General features: G+C 69.4%; 16 protein-coding genes, 1 tRNA gene and 1 pseudogene. 5 read left to right on the forward strand and 13 right to left on the reverse strand.

Going from position 1 to position 17,458, the window contains the following annotated elements:
* Positions 1-8: 8 nt before the first annotated feature.
* Positions 9-422: pseudogene (locus AB4078_RS14290) on the reverse strand (RidA family protein); the annotation flags it as partial.
* Positions 419-643, reverse strand: a complete 225-nt coding sequence (locus tag AB4078_RS14295; protein WP_441977681.1) for a hypothetical protein — start codon at positions 641-643, stop codon at positions 419-421. The pseudogene AB4078_RS14290 and the gene AB4078_RS14295, both read right to left, overlap by 4 nt.
* Positions 644-717: 74 nt before the next feature.
* Between AB4078_RS14295 and AB4078_RS14300 the strand changes: the two genes are divergently transcribed.
* From AB4078_RS14300 to AB4078_RS14315, 4 genes are all read left to right on the forward strand, one after another.
* Positions 718-3,363, forward strand: a complete 2,646-nt coding sequence (locus AB4078_RS14300) for a transglycosylase domain-containing protein (RefSeq protein ID WP_441977682.1) — start codon at positions 718-720, stop codon at positions 3,361-3,363.
* 2 nt (positions 3,364-3,365) lie between these two features.
* A complete protein-coding gene (locus AB4078_RS14305) occupies positions 3,366-4,301 on the forward strand; it encodes a metallophosphoesterase (RefSeq protein WP_441977683.1) in 936 nt (311 codons plus the stop codon).
* Between the two features lie 75 nt (positions 4,302-4,376).
* A tRNA-Pro gene (locus tag AB4078_RS14310) sits at positions 4,377-4,450 on the forward strand.
* 102 nt (positions 4,451-4,552) lie between these two features.
* Complete coding sequence (locus tag AB4078_RS14315; RefSeq protein ID WP_441977684.1) at positions 4,553-5,338, forward strand: HAD-IIB family hydrolase; 786 nt, start codon at positions 4,553-4,555, stop codon at positions 5,336-5,338.
* A gap of 4 nt (positions 5,339-5,342) precedes the next feature.
* Here the strand turns inward: AB4078_RS14315 and AB4078_RS14320 are convergent, their stop codons facing one another.
* The 9 genes from AB4078_RS14320 to AB4078_RS14360 all read right to left on the reverse strand — a co-directional run bounded on the left by AB4078_RS14320 (position 5,343) and on the right by AB4078_RS14360 (position 15,292).
* On the reverse strand, positions 5,343-6,212 hold the full coding sequence (locus AB4078_RS14320; RefSeq protein ID WP_441977685.1) for an alpha/beta hydrolase: 870 nt from the start codon (positions 6,210-6,212) through the stop codon (positions 5,343-5,345).
* Positions 6,209-7,492, reverse strand: coding sequence for an alpha-hydroxy acid oxidase (locus tag AB4078_RS14325; RefSeq protein ID WP_441977686.1), 1,284 nt, complete (start codon positions 7,490-7,492; stop codon positions 6,209-6,211). Before AB4078_RS14325 ends, AB4078_RS14320 begins: the two co-directional genes overlap by 4 nt.
* A 15-nt stretch (positions 7,493-7,507) precedes the next feature.
* Complete coding sequence (locus tag AB4078_RS14330) at positions 7,508-8,233, reverse strand: FadR/GntR family transcriptional regulator (RefSeq protein ID WP_441977687.1); 726 nt, start codon at positions 8,231-8,233, stop codon at positions 7,508-7,510.
* Positions 8,234-8,363: 130 nt separating this feature from the next.
* Positions 8,364-8,978, reverse strand: coding sequence for a thymidine kinase (locus AB4078_RS14335; protein WP_440733874.1), 615 nt, complete (start codon positions 8,976-8,978; stop codon positions 8,364-8,366).
* Positions 8,979-8,987: 9 nt separating this feature from the next.
* On the reverse strand, positions 8,988-10,448 hold the full coding sequence (gene mqo, locus AB4078_RS14340; protein ID WP_441977688.1) for a malate dehydrogenase (quinone): 1,461 nt from the start codon (positions 10,446-10,448) through the stop codon (positions 8,988-8,990).
* A gap of 134 nt (positions 10,449-10,582) precedes the next feature.
* Positions 10,583-11,671 (reverse strand): aspartate-semialdehyde dehydrogenase, encoded by a 1,089-nt coding sequence (locus AB4078_RS14345; protein ID WP_440733876.1) that lies wholly within the window; start codon positions 11,669-11,671, stop codon positions 10,583-10,585.
* A 170-nt stretch (positions 11,672-11,841) separates the two neighbouring features.
* Entirely contained in the window at positions 11,842-13,128 is a 1,287-nt protein-coding gene (locus AB4078_RS14350; RefSeq protein WP_440733877.1) for an aspartate kinase, read from the reverse strand.
* A 239-nt stretch (positions 13,129-13,367) separates the two neighbouring features.
* Positions 13,368-13,985, reverse strand: coding sequence for a response regulator (locus tag AB4078_RS14355; RefSeq protein WP_441977689.1), 618 nt, complete (start codon positions 13,983-13,985; stop codon positions 13,368-13,370).
* Positions 13,982-15,292 carry a sensor histidine kinase gene (locus AB4078_RS14360; protein WP_441977690.1) on the reverse strand — a complete coding sequence of 437 codons (1,311 nt, stop codon included), beginning with the start codon at positions 15,290-15,292 and terminating at the stop codon, positions 13,982-13,984. Before AB4078_RS14360 ends, AB4078_RS14355 begins: the two co-directional genes overlap by 4 nt.
* A gap of 96 nt (positions 15,293-15,388) precedes the next feature.
* On the opposite strand from AB4078_RS14360, the gene AB4078_RS14365 reads away from it, so the two are divergent.
* On the forward strand, positions 15,389-15,862 hold the full coding sequence (locus AB4078_RS14365; protein ID WP_441977691.1) for a DUF2871 domain-containing protein: 474 nt from the start codon (positions 15,389-15,391) through the stop codon (positions 15,860-15,862).
* Here AB4078_RS14365 and AB4078_RS14370 read toward each other — a convergent pair.
* A complete protein-coding gene (locus AB4078_RS14370) occupies positions 15,828-16,859 on the reverse strand; it encodes a DMT family transporter (RefSeq protein WP_441977692.1) in 1,032 nt (343 codons plus the stop codon). The genes AB4078_RS14365 and AB4078_RS14370 overlap by 35 nt on opposite strands.
* Positions 16,856-17,449 carry a recombination mediator RecR gene (gene recR / locus AB4078_RS14375; RefSeq protein WP_233311551.1) on the reverse strand — a complete coding sequence of 198 codons (594 nt, stop codon included), beginning with the start codon at positions 17,447-17,449 and terminating at the stop codon, positions 16,856-16,858. Before recR ends, AB4078_RS14370 begins: the two co-directional genes overlap by 4 nt.
* Positions 17,450-17,458 lie beyond the last annotated feature (9 nt).

The following is a 17,458-nucleotide window of genomic DNA, read 5'->3' on the forward strand; positions in this document are numbered from 1 at the left end:
AGGGGCCGCGGCAGCACCGACACGCCGACGGCGGCACGGACGTGCTTGCCGGCGTCGCCGAAGACCTCACCCAGCACCTCGCTCGCGCCGTTGATCACGCCGGGCTGGCCCGAGAACGACGGGTCCGAGGCAACGAAACCGCCCACGCGCAGCACTCCGCCGAGGCGGTCCACGCCGCCGGCCGCATCGGCGGCCGCGGCGATCGCGTTCAGCGCGCACACGCGGGCGAGCCCCTTGGCGTCATCCGCCGGGACCTCCGCGCCGACCTTGCCCGTCGTGGGGAGGGATCCGGCCACGAACGGCAGCTGACCGGAGGTGTACACGAGTCCGGCATGCACCCGGGCGGGCACGTAGGCGGCCACAGGGGCGGCGACGGACGGCAGCTCGATGCCGAGCTCGGCGAGGCGGGCGCTGATGGTCATGCAGATTCTCCTTCGAACTGGCGCGCGGCCTCCGCGGCCGCGGAAAGGCCGGTGTTGGCGGCGCTGTCGCCGCCGACCGGGCGCTTGAGGTACGCGACGAGCCCGCCCTCGGGCCCGGTGACGACCTGCACCAGCTCCCAGCCCTGCTTGCCCCAGTTGTTCAGGATGGCGGCGGTGTTGTGGATCAGCAGCGGTGTGGTGAGGTATTCCCACGTGGTCATGGCTCTCCCGGAGGGACGGACGCGCTCGGGCGCGTCAAAGTTTGCGTTCAGGGAACTCCCCTACGATCAAGCGTATGCCTCAGACCAAACGCACGCTCACCGGTGTGCTCAGCGGCCTGGCCGGCCTTGTCGGCCTCAGCGTCGTCGCCGGTGTGCTCGTCACGGCCACTGTCACTCCGGTGTTCGCCGTCACCGGAGCTGCCGCCGCCCAGTCGATCGACATGTTCGAAGGCCTGCCCTCCAATCTGAAGGTCGACCGTCCGATGCAGCCGACGACGATCTACTCCAAGGACGCCGCCGGCAACGACCAGGTCATGGCGCGGTTCTACGACCAGAACCGCGTTCCGGTGACCTACAACCAGGTCGCTCCAGTGCTGTACGACGCGCTGCTGGCGAGCGAGGACAAGAACTTCTACTCGCACGGCGGGATCGACATCGCCGGAACCATCAAGGCCGTCGTCGGCAACGTGAGCGGATCCGCCACCAACGGCGGGTCGTCCATCAGCCAGCAGTACGTGAAGAACGTTCTGCTGCAGGAGTGCGAGAAGGGCGTTCCCCTCTCCGACGAGAAGCGTGACGACAAGCTCCAGCAGTGCTGGGTCGACGCGGCCTCCGCCGTCGGCTCCAAGGGCATCGCCCGCAAACTGCAGGAGATCCGCTACGCCACGGCGATCGAGAAGCAGTATTCCAAGAACGACATCCTCATCGGCTACCTGAACCTGGTGAACTTCGGCGGCACCACGTACGGCATCGAGGCCGCGGCGCAGCGCTACTTCAGCGTCTCCGCCTCGCAGCTCAACGCAGTGCAGGCCGCGACGCTCGTCGGCATGGTGCAGAACCCGAACGCCTTCCGTATCGACATGCCCGGTGGCACGTACGACTGCGACAAGGACGGCAAGAACTGCAAGAACTCGCAGGCAGACGGTTACCACGACACTCTCGTGCGCCGGAACTACGTCCTCAGCCGCATGGAGGTGCTCGGAAAGATCACCAAGGCGGAGTACGAGGCCGACAAGGCGCAGCCGATCACCCCGGCCATCAAGACGCCCTCGTCGGGTTGCGCCGACGCCGGCGACAACGCCTACTTCTGCAAGTACGTGCAGGCGACGCTCGAGGGCGACTCGTCGCTCGACTCCGCACTCGGACCGCAGAAGGACCGCTCGGACAAGCTGCTCCGCGGTGGCCTGAACGTCTACACGACCCTGTCCGCGCCGATGCAGGGCGCCGCCGTGCAGGCGATGCACGACTACACCACGCCCACCATCGACGGCATGGACTTCGGGGCAGCAGCCGTGAACCTGGACCCCAAGACGGGCAAGATCCTCGCGCTCGCGCAGAACACCGTCTTCAACGAGTCGCAGGACGCGCCCCCCGGGCAGACCGGCATCGTGTATGCCGCCGACCAGGCGCACGGCGGCGGTATCGGCTTCTCCGTCGGATCGACGTACAAGGTGTTCACTCTCCTCGACTGGCTCGAGAAGGGCCACTCCCTGCGCGAGTCCGTGGACGGCAACCTCAAGCGGATGACGTTCAAGTGCGGCACCAGCACGATGACGGCGGACACCGGCGAGATCGGCAACTTCCAGAACCAGCGCGGGTTCACCGGAACGCCGATGGAGTTCACCAGGCTGTCGCTGAACAGCGGATTCCTGGGCATGGCCTCGAAGCTGGACCTCTGCGACATCAACGATCTCGCCGCCCGCATGGGCGTGCACCTCGGCACCGAGTACAAGGGCAAGATGGTGCCGGTCAACAACCGCGAGAACGTCACCGATGATGAGGGGAACATCCTGGCGTCCGCGCCGGCGCCGTTCGACGTCCTCGGCTCGAAGAACATCGCGCCTCTGGACATGGCCGCGGTCTACGCGGCGATCGCGAACAACGGCACCCGCTGCGATCCGCACGCGATCGAGAAGATCACGGGTCCCGACGGCGCCGACATCCCGCTCGCGCCGACCACGTGCACCGAGGTCATCAAGCCGGAGATCGCCGCCGGAGCGGCGTACGCCCTTCAGGGCGTGATGAACAGCGGCGGTACGGGCTCCCAGGCGAACCCCTTCGACGGAACCCCGCTGATCGGCAAGACCGGTTCGCACAACAACGCGCAGACGATGCTCATGTCCTCCTCCACGACCTCCACCACCGGAGTCTGGGTCGGTCAGGCCAGCGGCGACGTGAACATCAACGACTTCTCCACTCAGGACATCGGCGTGCCGAACATCCGCTATCCGCTGAGCAGGGCGATCCTCAGCGCGGCCGACAGCCTGTTCCCCGGCGGGGCGTTCCCGGACCCGGTGCAGAGCCAGCTCAAGCAGTCGTACACGAACCTGCCGAGCGTGGTCGGGATGACCGTCGACCAGGCGACGCAGACGCTCCAGGGCGCCGGATTCTCCGTCTCCGTCGGCACCGCCGTGCAGAGCAACCTGCCGACGGATCAAGTCGCCCAGCAGGATCCGGGTCCCGGTCAGGTCGTCACGGGCAGCACGATCACGATCTCGCCGAGCAATGGCCAGGGTGCCACGGTGCCGAACGTGGTCGGCATGACAATGGGCGACGCGGCCAACGCGCTGAAGGCCGCGGGCTTCCAGGCGGCGAAGGGCACCTGCACCCCGGGTAACGGCGACGATTCCGGCACCGTGTCCGCGACGAACCCCGCCGCAGGGACAGCGGCTCCGAAGGGCTCCTCCGTCACGCTCAACTACGTGAAGAAGAACTGCTGAGGATGACGACCTCTCGCACCACCCGTTCGGCCCTCATCGCACTCGGTGCGGTGGGGGCCGCCGGTGTCGCGGCCGCCACCTGGGGCATCGGCGTCGAGCGCTACCTCTTCACGCTGCGCCACGCGACCGCGCGATCGCTGCCCGCAGGATCGCGCCCGCTGCGGATCCTGCACGTGTCCGACGCCCACATGGCGCCGTGGCAGCACCGTAAGCAGCGCTGGATCGCTTCGCTGGCGGAACTGCGCCCCGACCTCGTCGTGAACACCGGCGACAACCTCGGTCATGAGCGCGGACTCGAAGGCGTCCGCGCGGCGTTCGCCCCGTTCGCCGGAACGCCGGGCGTCTTCGTGCACGGCTCGAACGACGTCCACGCGCCGTCGCCGCGCAACCCCTTCCGCTATTTCATGGGCCCGTCGGCACGCGTCGCTACGGCGCCGAAACTCGACACACCAGCCATGGATGCGTTCTTCACAGACGAACTGGGCTGGCACGATCTGAACAATGCTGCGACGTCACTGACCGTGGCCGGCGAGCGCGTGGATCTGTTCGGCGTCGACGACGCGCACCGCGACTGGGACGAACTCGATGCGCTGCCTGCCGCGATCGACGCGCTGGGACCTCGCCCGGCCGACGTGCCCGTCCTGGGCGTCACGCACGCACCGTACCAGCGCGTGCTTAACTCGTTCACCGATCTCGGCGCCGACGCGATCCTGGGCGGCCACACGCACGGCGGCCAGGTCTGCGTCCCCGGTTTCGGCGCGATCGTGGCCAACTGCGACATTCCGCTGAAGCAGGCGAAGGGGCTCAGCACCTGGACGCACGCCGGACGCGCAGTGCCGCTGAACGTGAGCGCCGGCTGCGGGCACTCGATCTACGCGCCGATCCGCTTCGCCTGCCGCCCCGAGGCCACGCTGCTGACGCTGCTACCCCGGGGCTGACCCGAACGCGCCACGCGCGGGTTCCACCTCGATTCGCCCCTGGCGCGCTCGCCGTATAGACTTGAACGGTTGCCACGGGGTGTGGCGCAGCTTGGTAGCGCGCTTCGTTCGGGACGAAGAGGCCGCAGGTTCAAATCCTGTCACCCCGACACAATCGGTGAGGGACCGATCCATTGGATCGGTCCCTCACTCGTTCCAGGCACAGGGTCCCCGGGCTCTCTCTCATCCGCATCCTCTACGCTGGAACTGCTATGACGACGCCCCGCCTGGTCGCCTTCGACCTCGATGACACCCTCGCACCCTCCAAGAGCGCGATCGATCCCCGCATCGCTGACCTGCTTCTCGCCCTCGCGCACCGGGTCGAGGTGGCGATCATCTCCGGCGGCAACGAGGAGCAGTTCCGTACCCAGGTCGTTTCCCGGCTCGGCGCCGCCGACGACCGGCTCCTGCAGCGTATCCACCTGCTGCCCACCTGCGGCACCCGCTACCTCCGTCACGACGGATCCGACTTCACCCTCGTCTACGCACGCGACCTCAGCGACCAGCAGAAGACCGCCGCTCTCGCCGCCCTCGAAGAAGAGGCGCACCGCCTCGGACTCTGGGAGAGCGAGACCTGGGGCCCCATCCTCGAAGACCGCGGCTCGCAGATCACCTTCTCTGCCCTCGGTCAGAAGGCCCCCCACGACGCGAAGAAGGCCTGGGACCCCGACGGATCGCGGCGCGCCTCCCTCCGCGACGCCGTCGCCCCCCGCGTGCCCGACCTCGAGGTCCGCTCCGGTGGATCCACGTCGATCGACATCACGCGCGCCGGCATCGACAAGGCCTACGGAATGACCGAGCTCGCCGAACGAACCGGCATCCCCTTCACAGACATGCTCTTCTACGGCGACCGCCTCGACGAGGGCGGCAACGACTACCCCGTCAAGGCCCTCGGTGTGCCCTGCGTCGCCGTGGAGGGCTGGGAGGACACTGCGGACCACCTCGACGCCCTGCTGCCCGTGCTGGACGCTGATCCCGTCGCCCGACAGGCGCTCTGACGCCTCAGTCGACGTCTCGCGCGAGCGCGCGGATCCGCGCGGCATAGCGCTCGATCGAGGCTGTCGCCGCGGCCTCTTCGGGGCGGTTGAGGTAGCCGTGGGTCGTGCCGGGTTCGGTCGTGACCTCGACCGGAATCCCCGCGGCCTCGAGCGTGCGGGCGAAGAGCTCCCCCGACACGCGGAGCTCGTCGACCTCGGCGTTGATCATGATCACGGGCGGGTAGCCCGCCACCTCGGCGATGCTCGCGAGGCCGGGGGCCGCCGACGGCGTCGCCTGGCTCACCGGGCCCCCGAGGTAGTTCTCGTACATCGTGCGTACGGAGTCCGGACCGAACACGTCGGCGTCGGGATCCGCGTCCAGCGCAGCACGTAACGCCTGATCCGACGCAGGCTGCACCGCCAGGAGCGTCGGATACGCCAGCACGGCCAGGGCCGGCATCGCGGTACCGGCCCACCCGGACAGCCGCAGCGTGGCGGAGGCCGCGAGGTTGCCGCCGGCGCTGGTGCCGCCGAGCGCCCACGGTCCGCCGGCGACCCCGGACTCCCCCGCCCAGGCGAAGGCCGCCACGACATCGTCCACGGGCACCGGGTGGTGCGCGCCGCTCAGCCCGGCACGCGCGACCCCACCGAGACGCGGCGGCGCCAGTCGGTAGTCCACGGAGACGACCGCGATGCCGCGCTCCGCGAAGGAGCGTGAGACCCAGTCCGCCTCCGGCATGTCCAGGTCGCCCCCGGAGAAGCCGCCACCGTGCAGCCAGACCAGCCCTGGCCCCGCGGGCACGGACGGGTGATACACCCGCACCGGGATCGCTCCATGCGGACCGTCGATGCGCCGGTCCTCGACGTCGACCCGGCCCGAGGCATCGGAGGTCATCGCGTCGCGACCTCGGCGGCGCTCGACGCCACCGGCACCATGCGGGTGAGCTGGGTGACGTGACGCGGTTCCAGTTCGGCCAGCGATGAAACCCCGAGCAGGCGCATCGTGCGTTCGATCTCGGTGCGCAGGATCGCGATCGTACGGTCCACACCGCGGCGTCCGCCGGCCATGAGGCCGTACAGATAGGCACGCCCGATGAGTGTGAAGTCCGCACCGAGGGCGACCGCGGCGACGATGTCGGCGCCGTTCATGATGCCGGTGTCGACCATGACCGTGAAGTCCTCACCCACGGCTTTACGCACCTGCGGCAGCAGGTGGAACGGGATCGGCGCCCGGTCGAGCTGGCGGCCGCCGTGGTTGGAGAGCACCACGCCGTCCACGCCGTGGGTGTCCTTCAGCCGCATCGCGTCCTCGACCGTCTGCACACCCTTCACGATGAGCTTGCCGGGCCAGATGCCGCGGATCACCTCAAGATCGTCATAGCCGATCGTGGGATCCATCGCCGCATCGAGCAACTCTCCGACGGTGCCCCCGGTTGTCGACAGCGACGCGAACTCGAGCTTGGGGGTGGTCAGGAAGTCGATCCACCACCACGGCCGCGGGATCGCGTTGATGATGGTTCCGAGGGTGAGCTGCGGCGGAATCGAGAACCCGTTGCGCTTGTCCCGCAGGCGCGCGCCCGCGACCGGAGTGTCGACCGTGAACATCAGTGTGTCGAACCCGGCCTCGGCGGCGCGGCGGGTGAGGCCGTAGGAGATCTCGCGGTCGCGCATCACGTACAGCTGGAACCAGTTCCTCGCCGGAACCGGTCCCTGAGCCTGTCGAAGGGTGGTCTTCCTGACGTCCTCGATCGAAGTGGTGCCGAGCGTGGACAGCGTGAAGGGGATCCCGGCGGCCGCCGCGGCGCCCGCACCGGCGACCTCGCCCTCCGTCTGCATGAGGCGGGTGAACCCCGTCGGCGCGATCCCGAAGGGCAGCGCGCTCGGAGCGCCCAGGATCGTCGTGGACATGTCCAGCTCGAGGGCCGGGGCGAGGATCCCCGGATGGAACTCCACATCCTCGAACGCCTGCCGGGCGCGTGCCAGCGACAGCTCGCCCTCGGCCGCACCGTCGGTGTAGTCGAAGGCGGCCTTGGGCGTGCGACGCTTCGCGATCGTGCGCAGATCCGAGATCGTCAGCGCCCCCTCAAGGCGGCGCTTCGTGCCGTCGAGTTCGGGCTTCTTGAAACTCATCAGCTCGAAGATCTCGGCGGGGTTGGGGAGCTGGCGCTGCACCATGGAGGATCCTTCCGATCAAGGGTTCGTGTCGGCCGCGCCGGCCAAGCCGGTCGCGGCGTAGTAGCCGGTGATGTGGTCGCGCACGAGCGCCGCCGCCGCGGCGGCGCGGCCCTCATCGATCGCACGGACGATGTCGCGATGCTCGGCGCGGAGCCGCGCCGTCATGTCCGTCCAATCATCGATTCCGGCGGATCCGGTGCGGACGTACGATTCGATGCTGTCGCGCAGGCCCGTCATCATCGCCGAGACTACGGTGTTGCCGCTCGCCTCGGCCAGCGTGAGGTGCAGCTGCGCGTCAAGGGCGAGGAAGTCGGCGGCATCCAGGTCGGCGTCCATCGCGTCGAGGAGCCGATGGGCCTCCGCCGTATCGCCCTCTCCCCCGGCGAGAGCTGTGACGACGGCCTGTTCCAGGATGAGGCGGGTTCCGACGACGTCGGCGATCGGGAAACTCTGCGCGGCGACCTGGAGACGCAGCAGCGCGGAAAGACCCCCTCCGGGAGCGGCGATGACGATCGCCCCCGCCTGCGGGCCGGATCCGGTCGAGGTGCGGATGAGCCCCATCACCTCGAGCACGCGGATCGCCTCGCGCACGCTGGAGCGCCCCACCCCGAGCCCGGCCGCGAGATCGCGCTCGCTGGGCAGTCTGTCACCGGGGCCGAGCTCGCCATCCAGGAGTCGCTGTTCGACGTGCTGCAGCACCGTGCGCCAGGTGCGCGCGGGCGTGTCGCTGCGGTCGGGCATCGGTCCTCCTGTGGTCAGACCACAGCTTAGGGCGTGTGGTCAGACCACGCAACCACCCTTCTCCCTTCGAGTCGTCCCCCTCAGCACGGGCCATGGACCGTGCTGAGGGGGACGACTCGAAGGGAGAAGGTCAGCCCAGGCGGCCGCCGGACTCCTGCAGGTAGCAGTGACCGCAGAGCGACTCGTAGGTGGTGACGAGCTCATCGCCCGCGCCGTCGATCGCGACCTGGTCGCCGTCGAACACGAAGCGGTCCCCGATCCGGCGTCCGTTGAACACGGCCTTGCGACCGCAACGGCAGATCGTCTTGAGCTCCTCGAGCGTGTGCGCGATCGCGAGCAGGCGTCCGGATCCTGGGAAGGCATGAGTGAGGAAGTCGTTGCGGATGCCGTACGCGAGCACCGGGATGTCATCCTCGACCGAGATGCGGAACAGGTCGTCGACCTGCGCCGGATCCAGGAACTGCGCCTCGTCCACGAGCAGGCAGGCGACGTCGTTGCCGGCACGCCGGACACGGTCGCGCTCGCGATGGAACAGCGCTCGCGCACCCTCCCCCGCCCCGATCAGGAAGTCGACCTCACGGGTCATGCCGAGGCGGCTCTCCACCTGCGAAGCGCCCTTGGTGTCGATCGCGGGCTTGGCCAGCAGCACGTGCTGGCCGCGCTCCTCATAGTTGTACGCGGCTTGCAGCAGCGCCGTGGACTTGCCGGAGTTCATCGCCCCGTAGCGGAAGTACAGCTTGGCCACGGCGTCGGATCAGGCCGTCAGGTCGAGCGTCTTCGCGGTGGCACCCATCGATGCGCGCGCGTCGGCGGCGGAGTCGTTGAGCTTCTCGCCGAGGGTCGGGATCAGCTCCTGCAGCTTCGGCTCCCACTCGCCGTACTGCTCCGGGAAGCAGCGCTGCAGCACGTCCAGCATGACCGGCACCGCGGTGGACGCTCCCGGGGAGGCCCCGAGCAGGCCCGCGATCGTGCCGTCGGCGGCCGCGACGACCTCGGTGCCGAACTGCAGCTTGCCGCCCTTCATGACCTGCGCGCGCTGACCGGCCTGGAGCAGCTCCCAGTCGCCGTCCTGCGCGGTGGGCATGAATTCCCGCAGTGTGTCGACCTTCTTGCGGTGCGTCTTCAGCAGCTCGCTGACCAGGTACTTGATGAGGTCGAAGTTCGTGAACGCGACCTTGAGCATGCTGCCCAGGTTGTGCGGACGCACCTGGGTGACGATGTCCAGCATTCCGCCCTGCTTCAGGAACTTCGGGCTGAACGTGGCGAACGGACCGAACAGGAGGCTCGTCTCGCCGTCGACGACGCGGGTGTCGAGGTGCGGCACCGACATCGGCGGTGCGCCGACGGGAGCCTGCGAGTAGACCTTGGCCTGATGCTTGGCGACGATGGCCGGATTCGACGTCTTCAGCCACTGGCCGCCGATCGGGAAGCAGCCGTAGCCCTTGATCTCGGAGATCCCGGATCCCTGCAGCAGCTTGAGCGCCCAGCCGCCGGCCCCGACGAACACGAAGCGCGCATTGACCGAGCCCGGGGTGTGCCCGACGACGTTGCGGTAGCGGACGTCCCAGGTGCCGTCCTTGCGCTGCTTGAGCTTGCGGACCTCATGGTTGCGCAGCAGCGTGAAGCGATCGTCCTCGGTGAGGTGGTCGAAGAGCTGGCGGGTGAGGGATCCGAAGTCGACATCGGTGCCGCTCGGCACCCGAGTCGCGGCGAACGGCTCGCCCTTACGGCGCTGCTCCATGAGCAGGGGCGCCCACTGGTTGATGACGCGGGAGTCCTCGCTGAACTCGATCCCCGCGAAAAGCGGCTGCTCCTTCAGGACCTCGTAGCGGTGACGCAGGTAGTCGACATCCTTCTGCCCGCGCACGAACGTCATGTGCGGCGTGGAGTTGATGAAGGTCGTGGGCGCGTCGAGCACACCGCGGTCGACCAGCGTCGACCACAGCTGACGGCTGAGCTGGAACTGCTCGTTGATGCCGATCGCCTTCGCCGGATCCAGCGTGCCGTCCTTGCCCTCGGGCATGTAGTTCAGCTCGCACAGCGCCGCGTGGCCCGTGCCCGCGTTGTTCCACGCGTTCGAGCTCTCCTCCGCGACGTCGCTCAGCCGCTCGAAGGCCACGACCTTCCAGTCGGGCTGCAGTTCACGCAGCAGGGTTCCCAGGGTGGCGCTCATGATGCCACCGCCGATGAGGACGACGTCGACGGATTCAGTCACTCGAACAGTCTAGTTGTCCGCGAGAGCCGAGATATTCGCCGAGGCGGCCATCCATCGCCGGACATTCGCCACGACGGACATCACGAGGCGAGCTGCACGGTTCCAGGCCTTTCGACCGGCCCGGCAAACCCGAGTCAGGCGCCCAGACGCTCCGGGACGCCCGCGCCCAGACGCGCCGCGACGAGCTCCGCGACCTGCACTGCGTTCAGCGCGGCGCCCTTGCGAAGGTTGTCGTTGCTGATGAACAGCACGAGGCCCTTGCCCTCCGGTGCGGACTGGTCGGCGCGGATCCGGCCGACGTAACTCGGGTCCTTGCCTGCGGCGTACAGCGGCGTCGGCACCTCTTCGACCACGACGCCCGGCGCGGCGGCGAGCACGTCGTATGCGCGCTGCGGGCTGATCTCGTTGGCGAACTCGACGTTGATCGACAGCGAGTGCCCGGTGAACACCGGGACGCGCACGCACGTGCCCGCCACCCGGAGGTCCGGCAGGCCGAGGATCTTGCGGCTCTCGTTGCGGAGCTTCTTCTCCTCGTCGGTCTCGTTGAGGCCGTCATCGACGACGGATCCGGCGAGCGGAATCACGTCGAACGCGATCGGCGCGACATACTTCTCCGGCTGCGGGAAGTCGAGTGCCGAGCCGTCGTGCACGAGCTTCAGGGTGTCACCCTGGGCGAGCACGCCCTCGACCTGACCGAGCAGCTCCTGCGCGCCCGCGAGACCGGATCCGCTCACGGCCTGGTAGGTCGACACGATCAAGCGCTCGAGACCGGCCTCGTCGTGCAGCGCCTTGAGAACGGGCATCGCGGCCATCGTGGTGCAGTTCGGGTTCGCGATGATGCCCTTGGGGGTGTCGTCGATCGCCTCGGGGTTGACCTCGCTCACCACGAGCGGCACCTCGGGGTCCATCCGCCAGGCGCTGGAGTTGTCGACCACGACGGCGCCGGCCGCGGCGAAGCGGGGGGCGTAGGCGCGGCTCGCGGTGGCGCCGGCGGAGAACAGCGCGATCTCGACGCCGGCCGGATCCGCGGTCTCGACGTCCTCGACGATGACCGGGATGCCGCCGAAGTCGATCGCGGTGCCGGCCGAGCGGGCCGAGGCGAACAGGCGCAACTCGCGGATCGGGAAGGAGCGCTCCGCGAGGATGTCGCGCATGACGGTGCCCACCTGGCCGGTGGCGCCGACGATGGCGACGGAGAGTCCTGAGTCGGAGATGCGGGTCATGAGGGTGCTTCCTTGGCTTCGTGCCGCGGCGGGTGCCGGACGGCGGACGAGGCGGAGGCGCGGTCGCCGGGTATGGCGGATCAGTCCGCGCCTGGCGCCGGTGTCAGGGTTTGGGCGATTCTACCGGGTCCGGGAGGAGTCCGGATCCGGTAGTGGAGACCAGCGGCGGGTCAGCGGCCGGTGCCCGCGGCGACGACGGCTTCGACCTCGCCGTCCAGGCCGTACGCGGCATGCACGACGCGTGCGGCCTCGGCGAGCTCGTCGCCGCGCACGACGACGGAGATCCGGATCTCGGAGGTCGAAATCATCTCCAGGTTCACGCCCGAGGTCGACAGCGCTTCGAAGAGGATCGCGGAGACTCCCGAGTGGGTGCGCATGCCCGCGCCCACGACCGAGAGCTTGCCGATCTGGTCGTCGTGCAGGAGGCTCTCGAAGCCCACGTCGGACTGCTCGGCGGCGAGCGCCTTGAGCGCCGCCGAGGCGTCGGACTTCGGCAGCGTGAAGGAGATGTCCGTGCGTCCCGTGGAGGCGGCCGATACGTTCTGCACGATCATGTCGACGTTCGCGCCGGACTTGGCGACGATCTTGAAGATCTCGGCGGCCTTGCCCGGCACGTCGGGGACGCCCGCGACGGTGACCTTGGCCTGGCTGAGGTCGGTGGCGACACCGGCGACGATCGGCTCTTCCATGACTGCTCCCTCGGATTCGCGGGGGTTCTTCATGCCCTCGCCCAGAACGTAGGTGCCCTCCGTCGACGTGAAGCTCGACCGGGCGTGGATCAGGACGCCGTGCCGGCGCGCGTACTCGACGGCGCGGATGTACAGCACCTTGGCGCCGTTCGCGGCAAGCTCGAGCATCTCCTCGCTCGAGACGTGCGAAAGCTTGTGCGCGAGCGGCACCACACGCGGATCGGCCGTGAAGATGCCGTCGACGTCACTGTAGATCTCACAGACGTCGGCGTCGAGAGCGGCGGCCAGTGCGACCGCGGTGGTGTCGGATCCGCCACGGCCCAGGGTCGTGATGTCCTGCGTGTCGTCGTTGATGCCCTGGAAACCGGCGACGATGACGATCGCACCCTCATCGAGCGCCTCGCGCAGGCGCGTCGGGGTGACCTCGACGATGCGTGCGGACCCGTGCCGGCTGTCGGTGCGCATGCCGGCCTGCGGTCCGGTGAACGAGCGCGCGTCGAAGCCCATCGAATGGATCGCCATCGCGAGCAGCGCCATCGAGATGCGCTCCCCGCTGGACAGCAGCATGTCGAGCTCGCGTGGCGCGGGGATCGGCGCGACCTGAGCCGCCAGGTCGAGCAGCTCGTCCGTGGTGTCGCCCATCGCGCTGACGGCGACGACGACGTCGTGCCCGGCGCGACGCGTGTCGACGATGCGCTTGGCGACGCGCTTGATGCTCTCTGCGTCGGCGACGGACGAGCCGCCGTACTTCTGCACGATGAGGGCCACGGATCACTCCTGGGGGATGCCGGGCGCCGGAAGCGGCGCACCACCGCACATTCTACGAGCGCACTCCATGCCGGATCCGGTATGTGACGGCGCCTGCGACGGTATCCGGCGCTGCCTCTGCCCAGCCCCCTCCGCGAGACTCCATCTCCGTAACGAGACTGCGTGCCTGGACTGCAGTCTCGTTACGGAGATGGAGTCTCGCGGTCGATGTGGGCCGTGGCGACATCCGCCCGCAACGGTTAGAGCAGACCGCGCCGACGGGCCTCCGAGACGGCGCCGGTGCGGCTCTCAGCGCCCAGCTTGTCGAGCAGGTGCACGATGTGCGTCTTCACGGTGGCCTCCGTGACGAACAGCCGCACCGCGATCTCACGGTTGCTGAGCCCTTCGGCCACGAGCGCCAGCACCTCCTGTTCGCGTGCAGTGAGCTCGACCCGTGGTGCGCGCAGCGCGGCGACCAGGCGCTCGTCCCCGCCCGGGGTGGGCACCGTGGATCCGGCAGCCGCGTCCACGATCGCCCGGGAGATGACCTCGACGCCCACCTCCTTGAGCAGATAGCCGGCGGCGCCCGCCTCGACCGCGCGGACGATCTGGGCGTCGTGGTCGAACGTGGTGAGGATCAGTACCGCGGGCGCCACCGGGAGCGCCCGCAGTGCGGCCGTCGTGGCGACCCCGTCCATGCCCTCCCCGAGGCGCAGATCGCAGAGCACGACGTCGGGGTGCAGCTCGCGGGCGGCCGTGACGGCCTCTTCGCCCGTGCCGACCTCGGCGAGGACGTCGAAGCCGCGTGCCTCGACGACGGCGCGGATCCCCGCGCGCACGATGGGGTGGTCGTCGACGATGATCAGCCGGATGCTCATGCCGCACCTCCCTCGGCACCTGAGGCGGTGCCGGAGCCGATTCCGCTCTCGATGCCCGCGCCGGTGTCGGTGCGAGCACCGGCGGGAGTGCCGAGCGGCAGCGCGGCCTCGATGGTGGTGCCGGCACCGGGAGCGGATCGGATCGAGAGTTCTCCGCCGCCCTCGCGCAGTCGCGAGCGCATCGCCGCGAGACCGTAGGACGCGTCGGACGGGCGTACGGCCTGGTCGAACCCGACGCCGTCGTCCTCGACCCGCAGTCGCACGGATCCGCCGCTGGACATCAGCGCGACCTGGACGGTCTGCGCCTGCGCATGCCGACGCACGTTCGCGAGCGCGGACTGGGCAACGCGCAGCAGGGCGACCTCGATCGGCGTCGACAGGGGGGGAAGGTCCGGATCCACCTGCAACGCGCCGATGACCCCGGTCTCGTCGTGCAGGGCGTCGAGCATGCGGGCGAGGGCGGCCGAGAGCGCGGATTCATCGAGATCCGCGGGCGCGAGGGCCGCGACGATGCGGCGCAGCTCGGTGAGCGAGTGCTGAGCGAGATGCTCGATCTGGGCCGTGCGATCCGGGCGCACCCCGAGGGTCGCGGCCGTCGACTCCTCATCGATACCACCCGCGGGGGCCGCCGGATCCAGGCGGGCGAGCATGACGATCGTGCTGAGCTCCTGCGCGATGGTGTCGTGCAGGTCGCGGGCGAGGCGCGTGCGCTCACGAGTGGCACCCGCCTCGCGCTGACTCGCGGCGAGCTCGTCATGCAGGCGTTCCGCTTCGTGCTGCGCGCGCAGCATCGAGTCGATGAGCCGCTCCCGCTCGGCCGCATCGCGCAGCATGGCGTCGTAGCCGAGGGACACCGCGAACGCGAAGCCGCCGCCGACGAGCGGGCCGATGAGGTGGGCCAGCGACGTGCCGGGCTGCACCCCGCCCGGATGCAGCATCGGGGCGACGATCGACGCGGCGAGCACCGCCACCACGAAGGCGAGGGACCACGGGAGCCGCAGCACGTGACCCGCGAGTAGCAGCAGCGGGAACGCGAGCCAGACGAATTCCGCGGACAGCGCGAGCATCCCGATCCAGATCGCGAGCAGCCCCAGCATCCACCAGACAGCGGCCCGCTTGTGCGCGAATCCGGCGCCGGCGCCGTACCACGCGAGGTACACGGCCGCGGCAAGCAGAACGGGCAGCAGCTCCCCTTCGATCCCCGCACGGGCCGTGGTGACCACGACGAGCACCACGGTGATGAGGTGCAGGGCGAAACGCGCGCCGCGCAGCATCTGCCAGCGGGCGGAGGCGGGCGCGGTGCTCATGCTCCGATTCTCCCGGGTCAGCGGGACGTCTGCCCACCCTCGGGTCTCGTTCATTCGATGGATGCGCCGGCGGGCGGATGCGCCAAGGCTGGGAGCATGACCTCTTCCGTCGACATCGCACCCTCGCCGTCCGCCGCGCCCGCACAGCGTCGCGCCCTCACCCAGCTGTTCATCGCCGCCGTCGTGTGGATCGCCCTGGGACTTGCCGCAGGGCTGTTCTACCGCGAGTTCACGAAGACGAACGGGTTTCCCAACGGCTTCAGCGGACAGCTCGCCCTCGTGCACACGCACCTGCTCGCTCTCGGCGCCCTGGTCACGCTCATCGTGCTCGCACTGGAGAAGCTGTTCGCTCTGTCGGCGAGCCGCCTGTTCCGCTGGTTCTTCTGGATCTACAACGCCGGCGTGCTGGTGACGGGCGCGATGATGACGTGGCACGGGATCCTGGATGTGCTGAAGGTCGAGGCGTCCAAGGCGATCTCCGGGATCGCCGGCGCGGGTCACATCCTGATCGGGGCCGCCTTCGTGCTGCTGCTGATCACTCTGTGGAAGGGGATCCGTCGGGCGTCCTGACCTCCGGCGGGACGGCCGGAGCGCGCCGGTGCGCCTCGGCCGGCGGCACCGGCTCGGCGGTCAGTTCCACGGCGGTCTCGTCGACCGCCGCTCTCGGCCGCAGCCGGCCGCCGGTGCCGGCGAACCAGCACCCGATGATCACCAGCGGGAATCCGACCAGCAGCCCGGGAGTGAGCGGCTCGGCGAGCACGATGGCGCCGAGGACGATCGCGATCACCGGGTTGACGTAGGTGAACAGCGGCGCCCGGACCGGGCCGACCTCCTTGATGAGGGCGAAGAAGGCCAGGAATGCGATCGCGGTGCAGATCACGCCCAGGGCGATCAGCGCCGCGATCGACGGCAGGGTCGGCACCTGATGCTGGGTCAGCAGGGCGATCGGCAGGTAGAGGATTCCGATGAACAGGAGCGCGAGCGTGATCGTGCCGATCGACGGCACGTGGCCGAGCTTGCGGGCGACGATGAACGGCGCGGTCGCGTAGAGCACCGCGACGAGCAGCACCTCCCCCGCAGCCAGGAGATCGACCTTGCCGCCAGTGAGCCCTGGACCCGCCACCACGACGCCGACGCCGACGAAGCCGACGAGCAGTCCGATCAGCCGCGCCGGACTCAGCACGCCGCGGTCTCCGCCCCCGAGGGCGATGAGCGCCGCGAACAGGGGAACCGTGGCGACCAGCAGCCCCGTCAGGCCGGACGGCAGGGACTGCTCGGCATGGCCCAGCAGGAAGAACGGACCCGCCATCTCCACGAGGCCGAAGGCGAGCACCCAGGGCCAGTGCTTCCACGCGGCCTTGATCGCGCCGCTGCGGATCGCGAACGGGAGCAGCAGGATCGCCGCGATGAGAGTCCTGCCCGCGACCATCGCCGGTGGGGAGAACGACTCCACCACCACGCTGATCAGCAGGTAGGGCACGCCCCAGAGCAGGCACATCGCCCCGAAGAGCAGCCAGCCGCGACGGCTGAAGCCATGCCCTCCCGGGCCGCCGGGAACGCCGCTCACAGGACGCGCCGGCCCTCGAAGGCGCGTCCGAGGGTGACCTCGTCGGCATATTCGAGGTCGCCGCCGACGGGCAGACCGGAGGCGAGCCGCGAGACGGTGATCTGCATGCTGGTGAGCAGCCTGCTGAGGTAGCTCGCCGTCGCCTCCCCCTCCAGGTTGGGGTTGGTGGCGAGGATGACCTCCTGCACGGTGCCGTCGGCGAGGCGCGTCATCAGCTGCGCGATGCGCAGGTCGTCCGGCCCGACACCCGCGATGGGGCTGATCGCGCCGCCGAGCACGTGGTACAGCCCGCGGAACTCCCGGGTGCGCTCGATCGCGGCGACGTCCTTCGCGTCCTCGACGACGCAGATGAGGGCGGCATTGCGGCGCGGGTCGCGACAGATCGCGCAGCGCTCCTGCTCCGCCACATTGCCGCAGATCTCGCAGAACCGCACCCGCTCGCGCACCTCGGAGAGCAGCTCGGCGAGGCGCTTCACGTCGAAGGAGGGCGTCTGCAGGATGTGGAACGTGATGCGCTGCGCGGATTTCGGGCCGATGCCCGGCAGGCGGCCGAACTCGTCGATCAGCTCCTGGACGATGCCGTCATACATCTCGTGATC

The sequence above is a fragment of the Microbacterium sp. 2MCAF23 genome (assembly GCF_052115565.1).
In the GTDB taxonomy this organism is placed as follows: Bacteria; Actinomycetota; Actinomycetes; order Actinomycetales; family Microbacteriaceae; genus Microbacterium.